The following is an 18,682-nucleotide window of genomic DNA, read 5'->3' as shown; positions in this document are numbered from 1 at the left end:
AATTTGATGATATGGCATTGTCAGTAGAAGAAATTCAAAATTTGAACCGTCAGTTTAAGGGCATTCCGCCAGAGGAAATCATTTCTTGGGCCATCGGTCATGGGAAAAAATCCGTGGTCACTACTAATTTTAGACCCTATGAGGTCGCTATTCTTCATGCGGTGACCGAGGTGGATAAGAACACTCCTGTAATTTGGTGTGATACTGGGTACAATACCCCAAATACCTATAAACATGCGGAAGAGTTGATCTCACGTTTGGGGTTGAACATTAAGTTGTATGTGCCCAAACAAACTTCGGCCCATAGGGATGCGGTCATGGGAATTCCCCAAATAGATGACCCAAAACATAAGGAGTTTACTGAGCAAGTGAAGTTGGAGCCTTTCAGAAGGGCTATGGAAGAGCATCAACCCGATGTGTGGTTCACCAATTTACGCAAAGGTCAGACCACCCACCGAGATTCTTTGGATGTGTTGAGCTTGAGCAAGGACGGAGTACTTAAGGTAAGTCCATTTTACCACTGGAGCGATACCCAGTTGGATGCATATCTCACTACACACAAATTGCCCAACGAGCATAAATATTTCGACCCAACAAAAGTATTGGAGAACCGCGAATGCGGTCTGCATACCTAAATCATAAACTAATTGTACCTCGAGTGTAATCGAGAAATCATAAACACAAGACATTGAGCACGATCACAGAAGAATTGCAAAAACCAGAAACCCAAAACCTGACCGATAGGCCCAAAGCCAATGCATTGGAGCATGAGGCCATTTACATTATCCGTGAGGTTGCGGCACAATTTGAAAAACCCGTACTGTTGTTCTCGGGAGGAAAGGATTCCATTACCTTGGTCCGTTTGGCCCAAAAGGCATTCTGGCCTGCCAAGATTCCGTTTCCCTTGATGCACATTGATACAGGACACAACTTTCCCGAAACCATTGAGTTCAGGGATAAATTGGTGGAAGAATTGGGAGTGGAACTGATTGTACGTAATGTTCAGGATTCCATCGATCAAGGAAAGGTAGTCGAGGAAACTGGAAAATATGCCAGTAGGAACATGTTGCAGACCACAACCCTGTTGGATGCCATTGAGGAATTCAAGTTCGATGCCTGTATCGGCGGTGCTCGTCGCGATGAGGAAAAAGCCCGTGCCAAGGAACGTATTTTTTCCGTTCGGGATGATTTTGGCCAGTGGGATGAGAAAAACCAACGTCCAGAACTGTTCGATATGTTGAACGGTGAAATAGAAATGGGACAGAATGTTAGGGTATTTCCTATCAGCAACTGGACCGAGTTGGACGTATGGAGCTATATCCAAAAAGAAAATATTGAGATTCCTTCCATCTACTTTGCCCACAAAAGAAACACTTTCTTAAGGGACGGACTGATTTGGTCCGCTGAGGACGATGTGGTTTTTAGGGCCGATGACGAACAAGTGGAAGAGCGTGTGGTGCGTTTCAGAACGGTAGGGGATATGTCCTGTACCGCTGCTGTGGAATCCCACGCCGATACCATTGACAAGGTAGTGGCAGAGATCAGGAGTTCCAAAATCTCGGAAAGAGGTGCACGAATCGATGATAAACGCTCCGAAGCCGCCATGGAAAAACGTAAACAACAAGGATACTTTTAAAATGGTTGATGGTTTATAGGTGTTGGTTTTTAGAAATATTGATGACCACTAACAAACAACCGTTAACGAACAACAAAATATGGAAGTTTTAAAAATAGCAACAGCAGGAAGTGTAGATGACGGTAAAAGTACCTTGATCGGACGCTTGCTTTACGATACCAAATCCTTGACTGAGGATAAACTGGAGGCTATAGAGCGCACCAGTAAACAAAAAGGATACGATTACCTGGATTTTTCCTTGGCTACCGACGGATTGGTGGCTGAAAGGGAGCAGGGCATCACCATTGATGTGGCCCACATCTACTTTTCAACCGAGTCCAAGAGTTATATCATTGCCGATACCCCCGGCCATGTGGAATATACCCGTAACATGGTTACCGGTGCTTCCACGTCGCAAGCAGCCATTATTTTGATTGATGCCCGAAAAGGGGTCATTGAGCAGACCAATAGACACTTTTTCATCAATAACCTACTGCGGGTGAAGGATGTGATCGTGGCCATCAACAAGATGGATTTGGTCGATTTTTCAGAAGATGTTTTCAATGATATCAAAGCCGATTTTGAGGAATTGATGGGAAAAAGGGATTATCAAGAACAGAAAATCACTTTTATTCCTGTGAGTGCCCTTAAAGGGGACAATGTGGTGAACCATTCCAAAAACACCCCTTGGTATAGTGGTCAAACCTTATTGGAGCACTTGGAAGAATTGAATCTTCAGGATATATACAATACCGGAACCCCAAGGTTCCCGGTCCAGTATGTAATTCGACCCAAAACCGAGGAATTCCATGATTTCCGTGGATTTGCCGGAAAGGTATATGGAGGTGAATTGAGTGTGGGTGATGAAGTAGTGGTATTGCCTTCTATGACAAGGTCCAAAATAAAGGCGATATACTTTTATGATAAGGAATATCAGACAGCACCAAGACGCTCGTCCGTGACCATTACCTTGGAAGATGAGGTAAATGTAAGCCGTGGGGATATGTTGGTGAAGACCGATGACTTGCCTACCATAGACAAGCAATTGACGGCAACGGTATCTTGGATGGATGCCGACCAGTTGACAACGGGCGGCAAGTATATTGTGCAACATGGTGTGAACAAGGTGTTGGCCAAAGTGGATGCCATTGAACATAAGATTCATCCCGATTACTCCGGTATAGAAGAGAATGCCACATCGTTGCAGATGAACGATATTGCCAAAGTGCGTTTCAAATTGAACAAGCCCATTTTTTATGACAAGTTCAAGAATCACCGGACCAATGGCTCGTTCATCATCATCGACAGCAGAACAAACACTACCGCAGGAGTAGGTTTTATCAGTTGATTTTACCATAAGAATTAGCAACCCCGGAAAGGGATAGAGGATTTATAACAAAATCCTATAAAATTGATAGGAAAAATAGAATATGAAAAGCTTCAGAACAGAAATAGAGAACCCGATAGTTGAAAAGGACATCATTGAATTGGAGAAAAAAATCCGCCAGTTCAAAGGAGGTGAAGTGGACGAGGAAAAGTTCAGGAGCCTTCGTTTGGCCCGAGGGGTGTACGGACAACGTCAGCCCGGGGTACAGATGGTACGGATAAAATTGCCCTATGGCAAGGTAACTTCCAATCAACTTTTGGGGATTTGCGACGTTTCCGATGAGTTTTCCAGGGGAAGATTGCATATTACCACCCGTCAGGATATCCAAATCCACTACGTGGACTTGGAAAGAACCCCTGAACTTTGGGCACAATTGGAAAAAGATGAAGTCACCATTCGCGAAGCCTGTGGAAATACGGTCCGAAACGTGACCGCTAGCGAAACCGCAGGGATAGATGTGAACGAACCTTTTGATGTTTCCCCATATGCCCATGGAATTTTTGAATACTTTTTAAGAAACCCCATTGGGCAGGAAATGGGACGTAAATTCAAGGTTTCCTTTTCATCCAGTGATGAAGATACCGGCTTGTCCTACATGCACGATTTGGGCTTCATCGCCAAAATCCAAAACGGGGAAAGAGGCTTTAAGGTCATGTTAGCTGGTGGATTGGGCTCGCAGCCCCGCCATGCCGATGAACTTTATGAGTTCTTGCCCACAGACAAAATAGTTCCCTTAATGGAAGGCGTGATTCGTGTTTTTGATAGATACGGGGAACGTAAAAGTCGTGCCAAGGCCCGTATGAAATTCTTGTTGAAGGATATTGGCTTGGATGGTTTCAAGGCACTTTTGGAAGAGGAACAATTGGCCATACCTGTAAAATCGTATCCGATTGAATATCAAAACTATCCTGAGGTGAAAGTAGCTGAGGTGGAGACGCCCGAAGTCACCATCGAGGACAAAGAAGCGTTCGAACAGTGGAAATCCACCAACTTGGTGCCCCAAAAACAGGATGGCTACGTAGCCATTGGCATCAAGGTGCTTTTGGGAGATTTTTATACCGATAAGGCTAGGGAATTGGCAAAACTGGTTCGCGATTATGCAGCCGGGGAAATACGACTTTCCTTAAGACAAAATATATTGATTCCGTTTGTGAAGGAAGAGTTGGTGCCTTTCTTTTATGTGGAGCTCCAAAAATTGGGTTTTGCAGAAGCAGGTTACAACAAGGCTTTGGACATCACCGCATGCCCGGGTACCGATACTTGTAATTTAGGTATTGCCAGTAGTACGGGGATTGCCGATGAGTTGGAGCGCGTGATCAAAGCGGAATATCCACAATATATAAGCAACCCTGATGTGGTGATCAAGATCAGTGGATGTATGAACGCCTGTGGGCAGCACAATATGGCCCATATCGGATTCCAAGGAATGTCTGTTCGTACCAAGGATAAATTGGTGGCTCCTGCTTTGCAGGTGCTATTGGGAGGTGGAAACCTTGGAAATGGAAACGGTAAATTTGCCGATAAGGTGGCCAAAATACCTAGTAAAAGAGGTCCAGAAGCCCTTCGTTTGATCTTGGATGATTTCGAGGCCAATGGTAATGGAGCATCCTATACCGAATACTACGAAAAACAAGGCCAGCATTATTTTTACGATTTCCTAAAACCGCTCACCGATGTGGAAAACCTTGCCCCGGAAGACTTTATTGATTGGGGGAATGAGGAAAAATACAAACAAGAGATAGGTGTAGGTGAATGTGCCGGTGTAGTGATCGATTTGGTGGCTACGTTGTTTTTCGAAAGTCAAGAAAAAATAGAGAATGCCCAAGAGGCCATTAAAGAAGGAAAATGGGCGGCCAGTATCTACTACTCGTATCAGTCCATTGTAAATTCGGCCAAGGCATTGCTTACTTCTGAAAAAGTGAAGACCAACACCCATGCCAGTATCATCAAGGATTTTGAGGAACTCTATGTGGTATCCGGGAAGATTGCCTTTGAGGGAGGTTTCGATACTTTGGCCCTTCAACTGAACAAAAATGAACCCTCTGAAGACTTCGCCAAAAGCTACTTGGAAGATGCCAAGACCGTTTTGGAACGATTGGAAGCCTTTAGAAAATTGGAATTGCAACATGCGTAGTGGAAAATTGACAGTGGTTGGGGCTGGCCCCGGGGATGTGGATTTGATTACCCTGAAAGGAATCAAGGCCCTTCAAAATGCAGACGTTGTCCTGTTCGACGCATTGGTAGATCAGGAACTGTTGGGATATGCCCCACAAGCGGAGCAGATTTTCGTGGGAAAACGAAAAGGCTGTTACCGATATCAACAGGAACAAATCAATGAATTGATCGTACAACGGGCCAATTTGGGCTTGCATGTGGTACGCTTAAAAGGAGGTGACCCATTCGTGTTCGGAAGAGGAGCGGAGGAAATGGAGTATGCGGCCCAATATGGTCATGAAGTGGCCGTGGTACCGGGAATTTCATCTTCGGTATCCGTACCTGCTTCGCAGAATATCCCAGTGACCAAAAGAGGAGCTTCCGAAAGTTTTTGGGTAATTACCGGAACCACAAAGGAGCACAAACTTTCCAATGATGTGGCTCTGGCCGCCAAGTCCAGTGCTACCGTGGTCATTCTTATGGGTATGTCCAAGTTGGGAGAGATCATGAAGCTCTTCAGGCAAGAGGGCAAACAGGAGGTTCCCGTGGCCATTATCCAGAATGGCACCACGAGTCAGGAACGAGTGGGGATAGGAACTGTGGCTACCATTGAAGATACGGTAAGGGAACAAAAATTGGCCAATCCGGCCATCATTGTGATTGGCGAAGTGGTACAACACCGCCAGCAGATATTGGATATCCAAAAAGCATATCAAGAAAAGGGAAAAGAATTGTTTGAAAAAGTGTAAAAGCGGTCTGGTAAACCATCGTCAAGACCGAATAAAAGTAGTATTATGATTAAAACAGACATCATTATAATTGGAGCGGGACCCACAGGATTGTTCACCGTTTTTGAAGCAGGTTTGTTAAAGCTGAAGTGTCATTTGATTGACGCCTTGGCCCAACCGGGAGGACAGTGTTCCGAGATTTATCCAAAAAAACCCATTTACGATATTCCAGCCTATCCCGAAATTTTGGCAGGAGACTTAGTAAGCAAGTTGATGGAGCAGATAAAACCTTTTGAACCTGGATTTACCTTGGGCGAACGTGCCGAAACTTTGGAAAAGCAAGAGGATGGGTCTTTTATTGTCACAACCAGTAAGGGTACCCAGCACCATGCCCCCGTTGTGGTCATTGCAGGGGGATTGGGTTCATTCGAACCCAGAAAACCTTTGATAGCCAACCTTAACTTGTTTGAAAGCAAGGGGGTGGAGTATATGATCAAAGATCCTGAGGTGTTCCGAAATAAGAAAGTAGTCATTTCTGGAGGTGGGGATTCCGCTTTGGATTGGTCTATTTTCTTGGCCGATGTAGCTTCTGAAGTTTCCTTGGTACACCGAAGAAATGAATTTAGAGGCGCTTTGGACTCGGTTGAAAAAGCAAGGGAATTGGCCAAATTGGGTAAGATTCAACTCTACACCGAAGCTGAGGTGAAGGAAATCCATGGGAAGGAAGATCTTCAAGCCGTTGTGATCAAATACAACGACGAGACCAAGGAAGAGAGCTACGTGGAAACCGATTTCTTCATTCCGTTGTTCGGTTTGTCCCCAAAGCTGGGACCTATCGGCAATTGGGGCTTGGAGATAGAAAAGAATGCCATCAAGGTGAACAATGCAAAGGATTACCAGACCAACATCCCTGGTGTATTTGCCATTGGTGATGTAAATACCTATGAAGGTAAATTAAAGTTGATTTTATCCGGTTTTCATGAAGCAGCCGTAATGTGCCAGTATGCCTATCAGATTATCAATCCAGATAAGCGCTACGTGATGAAGTATACCACTGTAGGCGGCGTGGAAGGATTCGATGGATCCAAAAAAGAAGCCAAAAAAGAAGTGGTACAGAGTATTTCATAATAGATACTATTACTAAAGTAAGAACACCCTCCAAATACTTTTGGAGGGTGTTTTGTTTTATGACGTATATTTGAATTTTACAATTCCATGCAGAGCCTTTTTACCTTACGGGATTTTTACAGCAATCATGGCCTGCCTATTCCTGAAAACATAGGAAAGGATATTGGGCATTTCAATGTGTTTAAGATTGATGAATATATAGCTCGCCTTAAAAGCGGTGAAATGCGTTATGATAGACGCTCGTATTTTAAGATCAGTCTCATCAATGGAAGGAATAGGGCAGAGTATGCGGACAAGGTCATCCATATAGAAAACAAGGCACTTTTGTTTGCCTCTCCCAAGATACCGTACCATTATGTGCCGCAGGATAAAGTTCAATCAGGATACTTCTGTGTGTTTACCGATACCTTTCTTTCCAAGGATAAAAGTGGGGTCATTTTGGATAATCTCCCCTTGTTTCAGCCGGGAGGGTTTCCCATTTTCAATATTTCTGATGAGGATTATACCGAATTGGAGCAATTGTTCAAAAAAATAGATGGGGAACTGTCTTCGGACTACGCCTATAAATTTGACCTTATCAGGGCCTATGTGGTGGAGTTGTTACATCTCGGACAGAAGTTGCACCCAACACAACCTCAGGAAAACAACAAAAATGCCGCTACCCGAATTACGGATCTGTTCGTGGAACTGTTGGAGCGTCAGTTTCCCATCAATTCTCCGGCACAGCGTTTGGGGTTGAAAACGGCCCAGGATTTTGCCGAGCGATTGGCGGTGCATGCCAATCACCTGAACAAGGTACTGAAAGAGACCACCGGAAGCACTACAACCGCCATTATCCATTCCCGAATTTTTGAGGAAGCCAAGATTTTGCTCAACAATACGGATTGGAACGTTTCCGAAATTGCCTTCAGTTTGGGGTTTGAGGAAGTGGCCCATTTCTCCAATTTCTTCAAAAAACACGCCGCACTATCCCCTTTGCACTACCGAACGGGAACAAAAGTTTGATTTTTACAAAAAGTGGATTGATGGTCGCAATTCCTTCGGAAGGGTATGGATGATCTTTGTCCCATACTTAAAAATCATACAAAATGGGAAATTCAAAGATTGCGTTGGTGACCGGGGGCAGTAGAGGCCTCGGTGAAAATATGGCCATCAGTTTGGCCCAAAAGGGATTGGATGTGATATTGACTTATCGAAGTAATGAGAATGAGGCTCAAAAAACAGTCAATGAAGTGGAGCAATTGGGCCAAAAAGCCCATGCGCTTCAACTGGATGTGGCTGATATGGGCAGTTTTGATGCCTTTGTCCAAGAGGTCCAAAAAGTGGTTGGATCCCGATTTGGGACGGAAAAAATCGATTTTTTGATCAACAATGCCGGTATTGGGATCAATGCCACGATAGATGAAACCACGGAAGAACAGTTTGATACCTTGGTGGATATCCACTTCAAAGGAGCATTTTTCCTGACGCAGAAGCTGTTGCCTTTGTTGGCGGACGGAGGTGGAATCGTAAACATTTCTAGTGGGTTGGCACGGTTTTCACTTCCAGGATTTTCAGTCTATGGCTCCTTGAAAGCGGCCATGGAAACCCTTACCAGATACCAGGCCAAGGAATTGGGGTCAAGAAGAATCAGGTCCAACGTGGTTGCACCGGGAGCCATTGAAACCGATTTTGGGGGCGGCGTCAATAAAACTGATGAGGAAAAGAGAACGATCATTGCCAATGTAACCGCTTTGGGAAGGGTTGGTTTGCCCGATGACATTGGGGGAGTAGTGGCCTTTTTATGCACGGAGGATGCCAAATGGATCAACGGACAACGCATTGAAGCATCGGGGGGAATGATGATATAATGTACTACTGAAATGGTTTAAAAAGGATTGGGCTTGCCCAATCCTTTTTTATTGCCCCAAAACCTAAAATTAGTGGCTCTTTTTTTGCTTTTCAGTCAGGAGTGCCGTTATTTTGTACCCTAGTTCATTTATAAACTGAAGTGGTTATCAAGAAAGGTGGAGGGAATGGACCCTGTGAAACCTTAGCAACCCTCGTCTTCGAGAAGGTGCTACATTCTACCCCTGTCCGGAATGGTACTGAACATGTTTCAGTATGATTTGGGAACTCATGGAAGGAAAACCGTCCATGGTAAGGGAAGGATAACAAAAATACATTCCTGTTGTATTTCCATATTTTCTTGATACCGTTTTATTTCCTGTATAGGGAGATTGTGTAGTTATGGAAAAGATTGAAGACATTTTACAAAAACGCATTTTAGTGCTGGATGGTGCCATGGGTACCATGTTACAGCGGTATAAGTTCGAGGAAGAGGATTTTAGGGGGGAGCGCTTCAAGGATTGGGAGCATCCTTTGAAGGGGAACAATGATTTGTTGTCCTTGACCCAGCCCCAAGCCATTGCGGACATTCATCGCAAATATTTTGAGGCGGGTGCCGATATCGTGGAAACCAACACGTTTTCGGGGACTACCATAGCCATGGCCGATTACCACATGGAAGATTTGGTGTACGAGCTCAATTACGAGTCGGCCCGGATTGCCAAGGAGGTAGCCAACGAGTTTACTGCCAAGGAACCCCATAAACCCAGATTTGTGGCCGGAAGTATAGGTCCCACCAATAAAACGGCTAGCATGTCCCCCGATGTGAATGATCCGGGTTTTAGGGCCATTTCCTTTGATGAATTACGTGAAGCCTACAAACAGCAGGTGGAAGCCTTGTTGGATGGAGGTTCGGATTTGTTGCTGGTTGAGACCATTTTTGATACCCTGAACGCCAAAGCGGCACTTTTTGCCATAGAAGAAGTTAAGGACGAACGCAATATTGATGTGCCCATCATGGTCAGTGGAACCATTACGGATGCATCAGGGCGGACTTTGTCCGGACAGACGGCAGAAGCTTTTCTGATCTCGGTTTCCCATATCCCCATTTTGTCAGTTGGCTTTAACTGTGCCTTGGGGGCCAAACAGTTGGTTCCCCACTTGGAGGTGATTTCGGCCAAGTCGGATTTTGCCACATCGGCCCACCCCAATGCGGGTTTGCCCAATGCCTTTGGGGAATATGATGAAACCCCGGAGCAAATGGCATCACAGATCAAAGAGTATTTGGAAAAAGGATTGGTGAACATCGTAGGCGGTTGCTGCGGTACTACACCGGAGCACATCAAGGCCATTGTGGAATTGACAGAGCAATATTCACCCAGAAAATTAAAATCGACCCATGAAACGTATGCATAACATAGTGATGATTTTAGGAGTCATGATGACCTTGGCTTCCTGTGGAAAAAAGGAAAAGGCCGAGGAAACCATTTCAACCCCAATTGAAGAAGAAAAAAGTATCATGGGCACTTGGAAACTGGTCTATGGTGAAATAAAGACCGAAGATTCGTTGGAAATAAAGGATTTGTCCAATACCGAGTTCGTAAAGATTTTGAATGAGGACCATTTTGCCTTTTTCAATCAAGTGAAGGATACCGCAGATGGATTCTATGGCGGTGGTGGAACCTATGTTTTGGATGGAGACACCTACGTGGAACAATTGGATTATGTGGGTGTGAGGGAAATAAGGGGACACGAGTTCACTTTCAATGTGGAGATCAAGGGAGATACCTTGATTCAATCTGGTATTGAGGATGTGCCCGAAGCCGGCATCAAGCGGCATATTGTGGAAAAATATATTAGGATCAAGTAAGGAAGAGATACATGGCCCAAACAAGAGCTTTAAAACTATCAGGTCTGGAACCGTTGGTCGTTACCCCGGAAAGTAATTTCATCAATGTGGGGGAGCGAACCAATGTGGCGGGCTCCAAGAGGTTTCTTAGGCTTATCAAGGAAGAAAAGTTTGATGAAGCCCTGGAGATTGCCCGTCATCAGGTAGAGGGAGGAGCACAGATCATAGATGTGAACATGGATGATGGATTGATCGATGGCAAAGCTGCCATTGTCAAGTTCCTGAACCTTATCGTATCCGAACCGGACATCGCCAGGGTGCCTATTATGATCGATAGTTCCAAATGGGAGATCATCGAGGCAGGTCTCCAAGTGGTACAGGGAAAATGTGTGGTCAATTCCATCAGCCTGAAAGAAGGGGAAGAGGAGTTTATACATCATGCCAAACTCATCAAGCGTTATGGGGCGGCAGTAATTGTCATGGCCTTTGATGAGGTAGGACAGGCGGATACCTATGAACGCCGTATAGAAATAGCCAAACGTTCCTACGATATCTTGGTCAATCAGGTGAAATTTGCCCCTGAAGATATCATTTTCGACCTTAATATTTTTCCCGTGGCAACGGGAATGGAAGAACACAGGCGTAATGCCCTCGATTTTATTGATGGCACCAAATGGGTGCGCGAAAACCTGCCCCATTGTAGTGTAAGTGGGGGGGTTAGTAATGTGTCTTTTTCTTTTCGTGGGAACAACCCCGTACGTGAGGCCATGCACTCCGCTTTCTTGTTCCATGCCATCAAGGCTGGAATGAATATGGGTATCGTAAACCCTGCTATGCTGGAAGTATATGACGATATCCCGAAAGACCTGTTGGAACACGTTGAGGATGTTTTGCTCGATAGACGCGATGACGCCACGGAACGCCTTTTGGAATTTGCCGAAACCGTGGTGGGAACTGCAAAGGAAAGCAAAGTGGACCTGTCATGGCGGGAAGACCCCTTGCAGGATAGGATCACGAGGGCTTTGGTGAAGGGAATAGACCAATACATCATTGAAGATGTGGAGGAAGCCCGTCAAAATGCCAAAAGACCTTTGGAGGTCATTGAAGGAAATCTAATGACTGGAATGAACGTGGTTGGAGATTTGTTTGGAAGTGGAAAGATGTTTTTGCCGCAGGTGGTAAAATCGGCCCGGGTCATGAAGAAAGCAGTGGCCTACCTTACCCCATATATTGAGGCGTCCAAGGATGCCAATGCCAAGGCGGCCGGAAAAATATTGATGGCCACCGTGAAAGGGGATGTCCATGATATTGGAAAGAACATTGTTAGTGTGGTGCTGGCCTGCAACAATTATGAGATTGTGGATATGGGGGTTATGGTACCGCCAGAAAAAATCATCAATAAGGCCAAAGAAGAGCAAGTGGATATCATTGGCTTGAGCGGATTGATCACACCGTCATTGGATGAGATGGTCTTTTTGGCCAAGGAAATGGAGCGCCAAGATTTTGAAGTTCCCCTTCTGATCGGTGGTGCCACTACCAGTAAGGCCCATACCGCGGTTAAGATTGACCCCGTGTATAGCAATGCTGTGGTTCATGTCAACGATGCTTCGCGGGCGGTTACCGTGGTGGGCGATTTGTTGCAAACTGAAACCTCTGATGCCTATAAGAAGTCCATCAAATTGGATTATGAGAGCTTTAGGGACAAGTTTTTGGGAAGGTCCAAACAGAAAACCTATTTGAGCTTGGAGGAAGCCCGAAAGAACAAACTCCAAATAGATTGGAATCCAAATGATATTGTGGTCCCTAAGCAACTGGGTATCGAGGTCTGGGATGATTTCGACCTGAAAAAATTGAAAGAGTTTATAGATTGGAGCCCTTTTTTCCGAAGCTGGGGATTGCATGGAAAATATCCCGATATCCTCACCGATAAGGTTGTAGGGGAACAGGCCACGGAACTTTTCAAGGATGCCCAGATCATGCTGAAGAAGGTGTTTGATGAAAAATGGTTGACGGCCAAGGCCATCTTTGGCTTGTTTCCAGCCAATCAGGTGAATGACGATGATATTGAACTTCAGACAGGGTCATTGGATGAATCGAGTGCAGGTGTGAATGATACAGCCATGTTCAGGACACTTCGGCAACAGCTCAAAAAGAGGGATGGCGTGCCCAATATTGCCCTTGCGGATTTTATTGCCCCCAAGGATAGCGGCCTGCAAGATTATATGGGCTGTTTTTGTGTTTCCACCGGTTTTGGGACCCAAGAACTTGCGGCTGATTTTGAGAAAAAGCACGATGATTACAATTCCATCATGATCAAAGCCATTGCCGACCGTTTGGCAGAGGCTTTTGCGGAATATCTCCATAGGCAGGTGCGAACCAAATTCTGGGGCTATGCTGCCGCAGAATCACTGTCCAATGATGAACTTATTGAGGAAAAATACTTGGGAATCCGTCCGGCACCGGGATATCCGGCCTGCCCTGACCATTTGGAGAAACTTACCATTTGGGAGTTGCTGGGTGTCAAGGAGAAAATTGGAGTGGAACTCACCGAAAGCTTGGCCATGTGGCCGGCGGCCAGTGTAAGTGGCTATTATTTTGCGCATCCGCAGGCAAAATATTTCGGATTGGGAAAAATAGAGCAAGATCAAGTAGAGGATTTTGCAAAACGAAAGAATATTGAATTGGAGAAAGCCCAAAAATGGCTGGCTCCCAACATAGTTGAAGGCTAAAAAGTCAATAGTTGATGGTTATTTGTTGATTGTATTATGGAGTATACGGATTTAGATGTTTGGATAGCGTCCCGAAAGCTTGTCAATTCAACATATGATTTGACCAAAACCTTTCCTGTGGAAGAAAAATATGGATTGGCGAATCAAATGAGAAGGAGCAGGATATCGGTTCCTTCAAATATTGCGGAAGGATGTGGTAGGCGAACTTCGGCAGATACAATCCAATTTTTGCATATAGCCAGAGGTTCCTTATACGAACTGGAAACGCAACTTTATCTAGCTTTTGACCAAAAATACTTGAGTGAATCCGGATTGAAGTCACTTCTTTCCGAAATCAAAACGTGTAAAAAGTTGTTGAATGGCTTTATCAATTATTATTCAAAGTTGTAAATGGCTATCAACAGACAACCAAAAACAGACAACTAATTTCAATGAAAGTAACCGACCATATTAAAAAGGCAAAAGGGAAAACCCTTTTTAGTTTTGAAATCATACCTCCGGTAAAGGGAAAGAGCATTCAGGAGCTATACGATAACATTGATCCCTTGATGGAGTTCAAACCCCCATTCATTGATGTGACCACCTCGCGGGAGGAGTACGTATACATTGACCGTGATGGGCTGCTCGATAAAAAACTGACCCGGATGCGTCCCGGGACTTTGGGCATCTGTGCATCCATCAAACACAAATATGATGTGGATACCGTTCCCCATGTCCTTTGTGGAGGATTTACCAAAGAGGAGACCGAATACCTTTTGGTGGACTGTCATTATTTGGGAATAGAGAATGTGATGGCCCTACGTGGCGATGCCATGAAGGAGGAAAAGTATTTTGCCCCAACACGGGGAGGCCATCAATATGCGTCAGAGTTGGTAAAGCAGATCCATGACATCAATGGTGGAAACTATTTGCACGAGGTCATAGAAACCGATGACTGTGCCAGTTTCTGTATTGGAGTGGCCGGGTATCCGGAAAAACACATGGAAGCGCCTTCTTTGCAATCGGATTTGAGACGATTGAAGGAAAAAGTGGATTTGGGAGCGGATTATGTGGTGACCCAAATGTTTTTTGACAATCAAAAATTCTTTGCCTTTGTGGAGGCGGCACGGGAGATGGGAATCAATGTGCCCATTATTCCCGGAATTAAACCTATTGCCGTCAAAAGGCACTTGCAATTGTTGCCCCAAGTGTTTCGGGTGGACATTCCGCAGGATTTGGTGGATGCCGTGGATGCCTGCAAGACCAACAAAGATGTGCGCCAAGTGGGTGTGGAATGGTGTATTCAACAATCCAAGGAACTCAAGGAAGCGGGAGTGCCGGTTTTGCACTATTATTCTATGGGGAAATCGGATAATATCAAGGCAGTTGCCAAGGAGGTATTTTAATTTCCTACTTTAGCGGCCCATGAGGCACCTACTTTTTTTGGTTATTGTTTTCTGTGGTTATTTTGGATTTTCCCAAAAAGGGGAGACTCCCAAGAAGTATGTGCTGGACGCCAGTCAGTTCTACGGTTCCATTTTACTGCACAACCCAGATATTTCCCATTTGATTACGGCCCATCCCGGAGGGATTATTTTGGGATTCAACCGAAAACGTTTTGGGCATGAGGATTGGGAGGCCAGTTTAGGGTATCCTGATACGGGCTTTTCGTTTGTGTATCAGGACATGAACAATCCTACCTTGGGCAAGCACTTTGGGTTGTATGCCCACTACAATTTCTATTTTTTAAGGAGAAACCTACAATTTCGGATAGGGCAGGGGGTGGCCTATAACACCAACCCCTATGATAAGGTTGAAAATTTTCGGAACAATGCCTACGGAAGTCATTTGTTGAGTTCTACCATGGTCATGTTCAATTATCACAAAGAAAATCTATTGGCCGGACTGGGATTCAAAGCAGGGATTTCCCTAATCCATTATTCCAACGCCAATTTTAAGGCGCCCAACACCTCTACCAATACCATGGCTTTGAATTTTGGGCTCACCTATGATTTGGACGGCGGTGAAACCTATGAGTTTCAAGAAGCAAGACCTCAAGAGAAGATTGTTGAACCCATCCGATACAATTTTGTGTTACGGGGTGGTGTAAACGAGAGTGATGTAATCAATTCGGGCCAGTATGGATTTTGGATTTTGTCTGCCTATGCTGATAAGCGGTTGGGCAATAAAAGTGCCCTGCAACTGGGAACAGATGTGTTCTTTTCCAACTTTTTGAAGGAGTTGATTCGGTTCCAATCCACTTCCTTCCCAGAGATGGATGTGGCCCCGGATACCAATTTCAAGCGTGTGGGTGTATTTGTAGGTAATGAACTCTTTATCAACAAAATGAGTGTAGTGGCTCAATTGGGATATTATGTGTATTATCCGTTTGATTTTGAAGGGCAGGTATACAACCGTGTGGGATTGAAAAGGTACTTTGGGGACAAGCTATTTGGGGCCGTGACCTTAAAATCGCACGGAGCCAAGGCAGAAGCAGTCGAATTTGGAATCGGGATTAGATTATAGTGATGATGCGAATTGTAAGAAGATATAAAAGAAGTAGGAATGTCACCTCGAGCGCAGTCGAGAGGTCTTGCCTTGCGTTACTTCTACTAGTGTTGCTTTCCTGCAATGGTGACAATGTGCCTGATTGTTTTCAAAATGCAGGGGATACGGTAAGATTGACCGTGGATGTCCCGGAATTTAGTACCATTACCGTTTTTGAAAATCTAAATGTGGTGCTCAAACAGGGTGAGGAACAACGTGTTGAAATTGAAACCGGGGAGTTCCTTCAGAATGATGTATCAGTAGAGGTCAAGGACAATCGACTCATTGTACGAAACGAAAACAGCTGCAATTATGTTCGAAAGTATGGTTTGACCACCATTTATGTAACATCGCCCAATATTACTGAAATACGGAGCAGTACGGGACTCTTGATTTCCAGTGATGGAGTCTTGCAATATCCCAACCTTTCCTTGATTACCGAAAGTTTCAATAATCCAGAAACCGAGACAACGGATGGTTCCTTTGATCTGCAATTGGATACCGAAAGGGTCAGTATTGTGGTAAATGGCATTGCCTATTTTAAATTGGCAGGGACTACCAACGATTTGAATGTGACCATTGCCGCCGGGGATTCCAGAATAGAGGCGGAGAACCTTGTCACCCAACGTGTAAGCCTTAATCATAGAGGTTCAAATGATGTTCTTATCAACCCACAACAACGCATCAGTGGGACAATTAGTGGGACAGGTGATGTGATCAGTCTAAACCGCCCGCCTGAAGTTGAGGTGGAGGAGCTATTCAATGGCCGATTGATATTCAAAGATTGATGTTTGGCTTCAACTTATGGGAAAACCCATGGATGCCACCTAATTTCTCATTACTTTCGAAAGTATCAAACCTAGACCTTTAAAGTCTGTGTTCACGTATTTAAAAAAACTATTTTATTCAGGCCCCAAGGTCAAATCCCTTGATGGGCTTCAAGGCCTGGAAAGGGCCGATGCACTCTTTCACAACTTGGCCGTGGAAGGTCAAATCCCCGGTATGGCGGTTACCATTCTTGAAAACGGTAATCCCATACTCCAGAAGGGATATGGTTATGCCTGTGTGGAAGAAAACATCCCAGTGGATCCCAAGGATACATTGTTTCGAATAGCCAGTATTTCCAAATGTATCACAGGATTGGCTTTGGGCAAGATGTTGGAGGAGGGTATTTTGAATTTGGACGATTCGTTTTATACCCATGTGCCTTATTTTCCAAGGAAAAAGTATGATTTCACCTTGCGCCAACTGGCAAGTCATACCGCAGGTATTCGATGCTATCGCGGAAAGGAATATGCCCTGAACCGGCCTTTTGGAATTAAGGATAGCATTAGTGTGTTTCAGGATGATCCCTTGGTCTTTGAGCCGGGAAAGGGGTATCTGTACAATAGTTTTGACTTTGTATTGCTCTCTTTGGCCATGCAAGGGGCTTGCGGTATGCCCTTTGAGGATTATGTGGAACAAAAAGTACTGCATCCGCTGGGGATGCTGCATACATTCCCTCCAAAAACAGGCGACACTGATACTTCGGCCCAATGGTATACCAAGACTGCTTTGTGTTTTAAAAAGGCCGTTGAGGTGGATAATTTCTATAAGTTGGCCGGTGGAGGGTATTTATCTACCAGCGAGGACGTAGCTCGATTGGGACAAGCCATTCTGGACCAAAAACTGCTCCAAAAAGAAACCTATGATGCACTCTTGACCGCACAAGAAGTCAATGGAAGATTCACCTTCTATGGTTTGGGCTTCCAAGTGAGCCAAGACGCCCAAGGTAGACCCTTTGTAGGCCATGTGGGCAGCAGCGTTGGGGCATATACTAACTTTTACGTATATCCTAATGACAAAGTGGTAGTTTCCGTGTTGATCAATTGTACCGATCCCAAGGTGCAGCAGACTTTGGATGATGCCATTACAGCCATTTTGGATTTGCGAAGCTTATGATTTTTGCTGAAATTTATTCCAAATGAGAAGGATCTTGAAATTTATACGCCTGTTCACCGGAGCTTTTTTGCTTTTGGCGATTTCTTCTTCCTATGCCAATGAGTCAAAGTTTTCCTTGGAACAGATTGAGGTTGAAAAAGATAGCCTTTCTGATGGCTTAAGCACCCAAGAATGGAAAAAGTTCAAATATTTTGAGGATCAGTTGGAGGCTTCCACCTTATCGACCAAGGAAAAAGAAAGCCAATTGGCAGGATATGCCCGGGATTCCCTGAATATTTTAAAGGTGAAACTGGTCGCCATCAAGGTTCTGGACCAAAAGAATCTTTTGGACAGGGATATTGCTGAAAATATAGCATACTACACCTCGTTGCTTACGGATTTTAAGGAAAGTGATATCGCGCCATTGGAATACCGTTTCCTTGAAGAGAAATTGGCTTACCTGAATCAGGATGCCCTTGGGCGGGAGTTACAGTGGAGTAGAGGGCTGAATATGGGTCTTGCTTTACTGGTACTTTTTCTAGGTTTGGCCATGTGGTTCCAGTATTGGAAGCGGAAAAAAGGGGCCACTCCCCAATTGAGCAAGCAGGAGACTTTGGTACATGGTCTTATTGTGCAGGGAAAGAGCAATAAAGAAATTGCCAACGAGCTATTTATAAGTTTGAGCACCGTTAAAAGCCATATTACCTCTATCTATGGTAAGCTCAATGTGACCGGAAGGCAGGAACTTCTAAAAAATAGTACGGGTACTAGCACCTAATCCATACCCCAAATTCTTTACATCAAATCTTTTGCAAGCTT

At 44.7% G+C, this 18,682-nt stretch carries 17 protein-coding genes and 1 riboswitch; all 17 genes read left to right on the top strand.

Annotated elements, in window-relative coordinates:
- Positions 1–11: 11 nt before the first annotated feature.
- The 17 genes from ACP14V_RS13090 to ACP14V_RS13010 all read left to right on the top strand — a co-directional run bounded on the left by ACP14V_RS13090 (position 12) and on the right by ACP14V_RS13010 (position 18,641).
- Positions 12–635 carry a phosphoadenosine phosphosulfate reductase family protein gene (locus tag ACP14V_RS13090; protein WP_272608401.1) on the top strand — a complete coding sequence of 208 codons (624 nt, stop codon included), beginning with the start codon at positions 12–14 and terminating at the stop codon, positions 633–635.
- Between the two features lie 62 nt (positions 636–697).
- A complete protein-coding gene (cysD, locus tag ACP14V_RS13085; protein ID WP_409557925.1) occupies positions 698–1,636 on the top strand; it encodes a sulfate adenylyltransferase subunit CysD in 939 nt (312 codons plus the stop codon).
- Between the two features lie 79 nt (positions 1,637–1,715).
- Positions 1,716–2,963, top strand: a complete 1,248-nt coding sequence (locus tag ACP14V_RS13080) for a sulfate adenylyltransferase subunit 1 (protein WP_272608399.1) — start codon at positions 1,716–1,718, stop codon at positions 2,961–2,963.
- A gap of 82 nt (positions 2,964–3,045) precedes the next feature.
- The gene (locus ACP14V_RS13075) at positions 3,046–5,136 is read left to right on the top strand and encodes a HEPN domain-containing protein (RefSeq protein ID WP_272608398.1); all 2,091 of its coding nucleotides are present in this window, start codon (positions 3,046–3,048) and stop codon (positions 5,134–5,136) included.
- Complete coding sequence (gene cobA / locus ACP14V_RS13070) at positions 5,129–5,905, top strand: uroporphyrinogen-III C-methyltransferase (protein WP_272608397.1); 777 nt, start codon at positions 5,129–5,131, stop codon at positions 5,903–5,905. The genes ACP14V_RS13075 and cobA overlap by 8 nt, the downstream gene beginning before the upstream one ends.
- 45 nt (positions 5,906–5,950) lie before the next feature.
- Positions 5,951–7,012, top strand: a complete 1,062-nt coding sequence (locus tag ACP14V_RS13065; RefSeq protein ID WP_272608395.1) for an NAD(P)/FAD-dependent oxidoreductase — start codon at positions 5,951–5,953, stop codon at positions 7,010–7,012.
- 87 nt (positions 7,013–7,099) lie between these two features.
- On the top strand, positions 7,100–8,017 hold the full coding sequence (locus tag ACP14V_RS13060) for a helix-turn-helix domain-containing protein (RefSeq protein ID WP_272608393.1): 918 nt from the start codon (positions 7,100–7,102) through the stop codon (positions 8,015–8,017).
- Between the two features lie 83 nt (positions 8,018–8,100).
- On the top strand, positions 8,101–8,862 hold the full coding sequence (locus ACP14V_RS13055) for an SDR family NAD(P)-dependent oxidoreductase (protein WP_272608392.1): 762 nt from the start codon (positions 8,101–8,103) through the stop codon (positions 8,860–8,862).
- Positions 8,863–9,003: 141 nt separating this feature from the next.
- Positions 9,004–9,103, top strand: a riboswitch (SAM riboswitch).
- A gap of 138 nt (positions 9,104–9,241) precedes the next feature.
- Positions 9,242–10,255 carry a homocysteine S-methyltransferase family protein gene (locus tag ACP14V_RS13050; protein ID WP_272608391.1) on the top strand — a complete coding sequence of 338 codons (1,014 nt, stop codon included), beginning with the start codon at positions 9,242–9,244 and terminating at the stop codon, positions 10,253–10,255.
- Positions 10,239–10,709: a hypothetical protein gene (locus ACP14V_RS13045; protein WP_272608390.1), complete on the top strand. Its 471-nt coding sequence runs from the start codon at positions 10,239–10,241 to the stop codon at positions 10,707–10,709. Before ACP14V_RS13050 ends, ACP14V_RS13045 begins: the two co-directional genes overlap by 17 nt.
- 11 nt (positions 10,710–10,720) lie before the next feature.
- Entirely contained in the window at positions 10,721–13,417 is a 2,697-nt protein-coding gene (gene metH, locus ACP14V_RS13040) for a methionine synthase (RefSeq protein ID WP_272608388.1), read from the top strand.
- A 36-nt stretch (positions 13,418–13,453) separates the two neighbouring features.
- Positions 13,454–13,807 carry a four helix bundle protein gene (locus ACP14V_RS13035; RefSeq protein WP_272608386.1) on the top strand — a complete coding sequence of 118 codons (354 nt, stop codon included), beginning with the start codon at positions 13,454–13,456 and terminating at the stop codon, positions 13,805–13,807.
- A gap of 41 nt (positions 13,808–13,848) precedes the next feature.
- Positions 13,849–14,802: a methylenetetrahydrofolate reductase [NAD(P)H] gene (gene metF, locus ACP14V_RS13030; RefSeq protein ID WP_136566517.1), complete on the top strand. Its 954-nt coding sequence runs from the start codon at positions 13,849–13,851 to the stop codon at positions 14,800–14,802.
- Positions 14,803–14,821: 19 nt separating this feature from the next.
- Entirely contained in the window at positions 14,822–15,922 is a 1,101-nt protein-coding gene (locus ACP14V_RS13025) for an acyloxyacyl hydrolase (RefSeq protein ID WP_272608384.1), read from the top strand.
- Positions 15,923–15,924: 2 nt separating this feature from the next.
- Complete coding sequence (locus ACP14V_RS13020) at positions 15,925–16,731, top strand: head GIN domain-containing protein (RefSeq protein ID WP_272608383.1); 807 nt, start codon at positions 15,925–15,927, stop codon at positions 16,729–16,731.
- 88 nt (positions 16,732–16,819) lie between these two features.
- A complete protein-coding gene (locus tag ACP14V_RS13015; protein WP_272608382.1) occupies positions 16,820–17,884 on the top strand; it encodes a serine hydrolase domain-containing protein in 1,065 nt (354 codons plus the stop codon).
- Between the two features lie 22 nt (positions 17,885–17,906).
- Complete coding sequence (locus tag ACP14V_RS13010; RefSeq protein ID WP_272608381.1) at positions 17,907–18,641, top strand: response regulator transcription factor; 735 nt, start codon at positions 17,907–17,909, stop codon at positions 18,639–18,641.
- The last annotated feature ends 41 nt before the right edge of the window (positions 18,642–18,682 follow it).

The sequence above is a fragment of the Flagellimonas alvinocaridis genome, from assembly GCF_965248585.1.
GTDB lineage: Bacteria > Bacteroidota > Bacteroidia > Flavobacteriales > Flavobacteriaceae > Flagellimonas > Flagellimonas alvinocaridis.
Note: the sequence above shows the minus strand (reverse complement) of the source record. Positions and strands in the feature narration are given on the sequence as shown.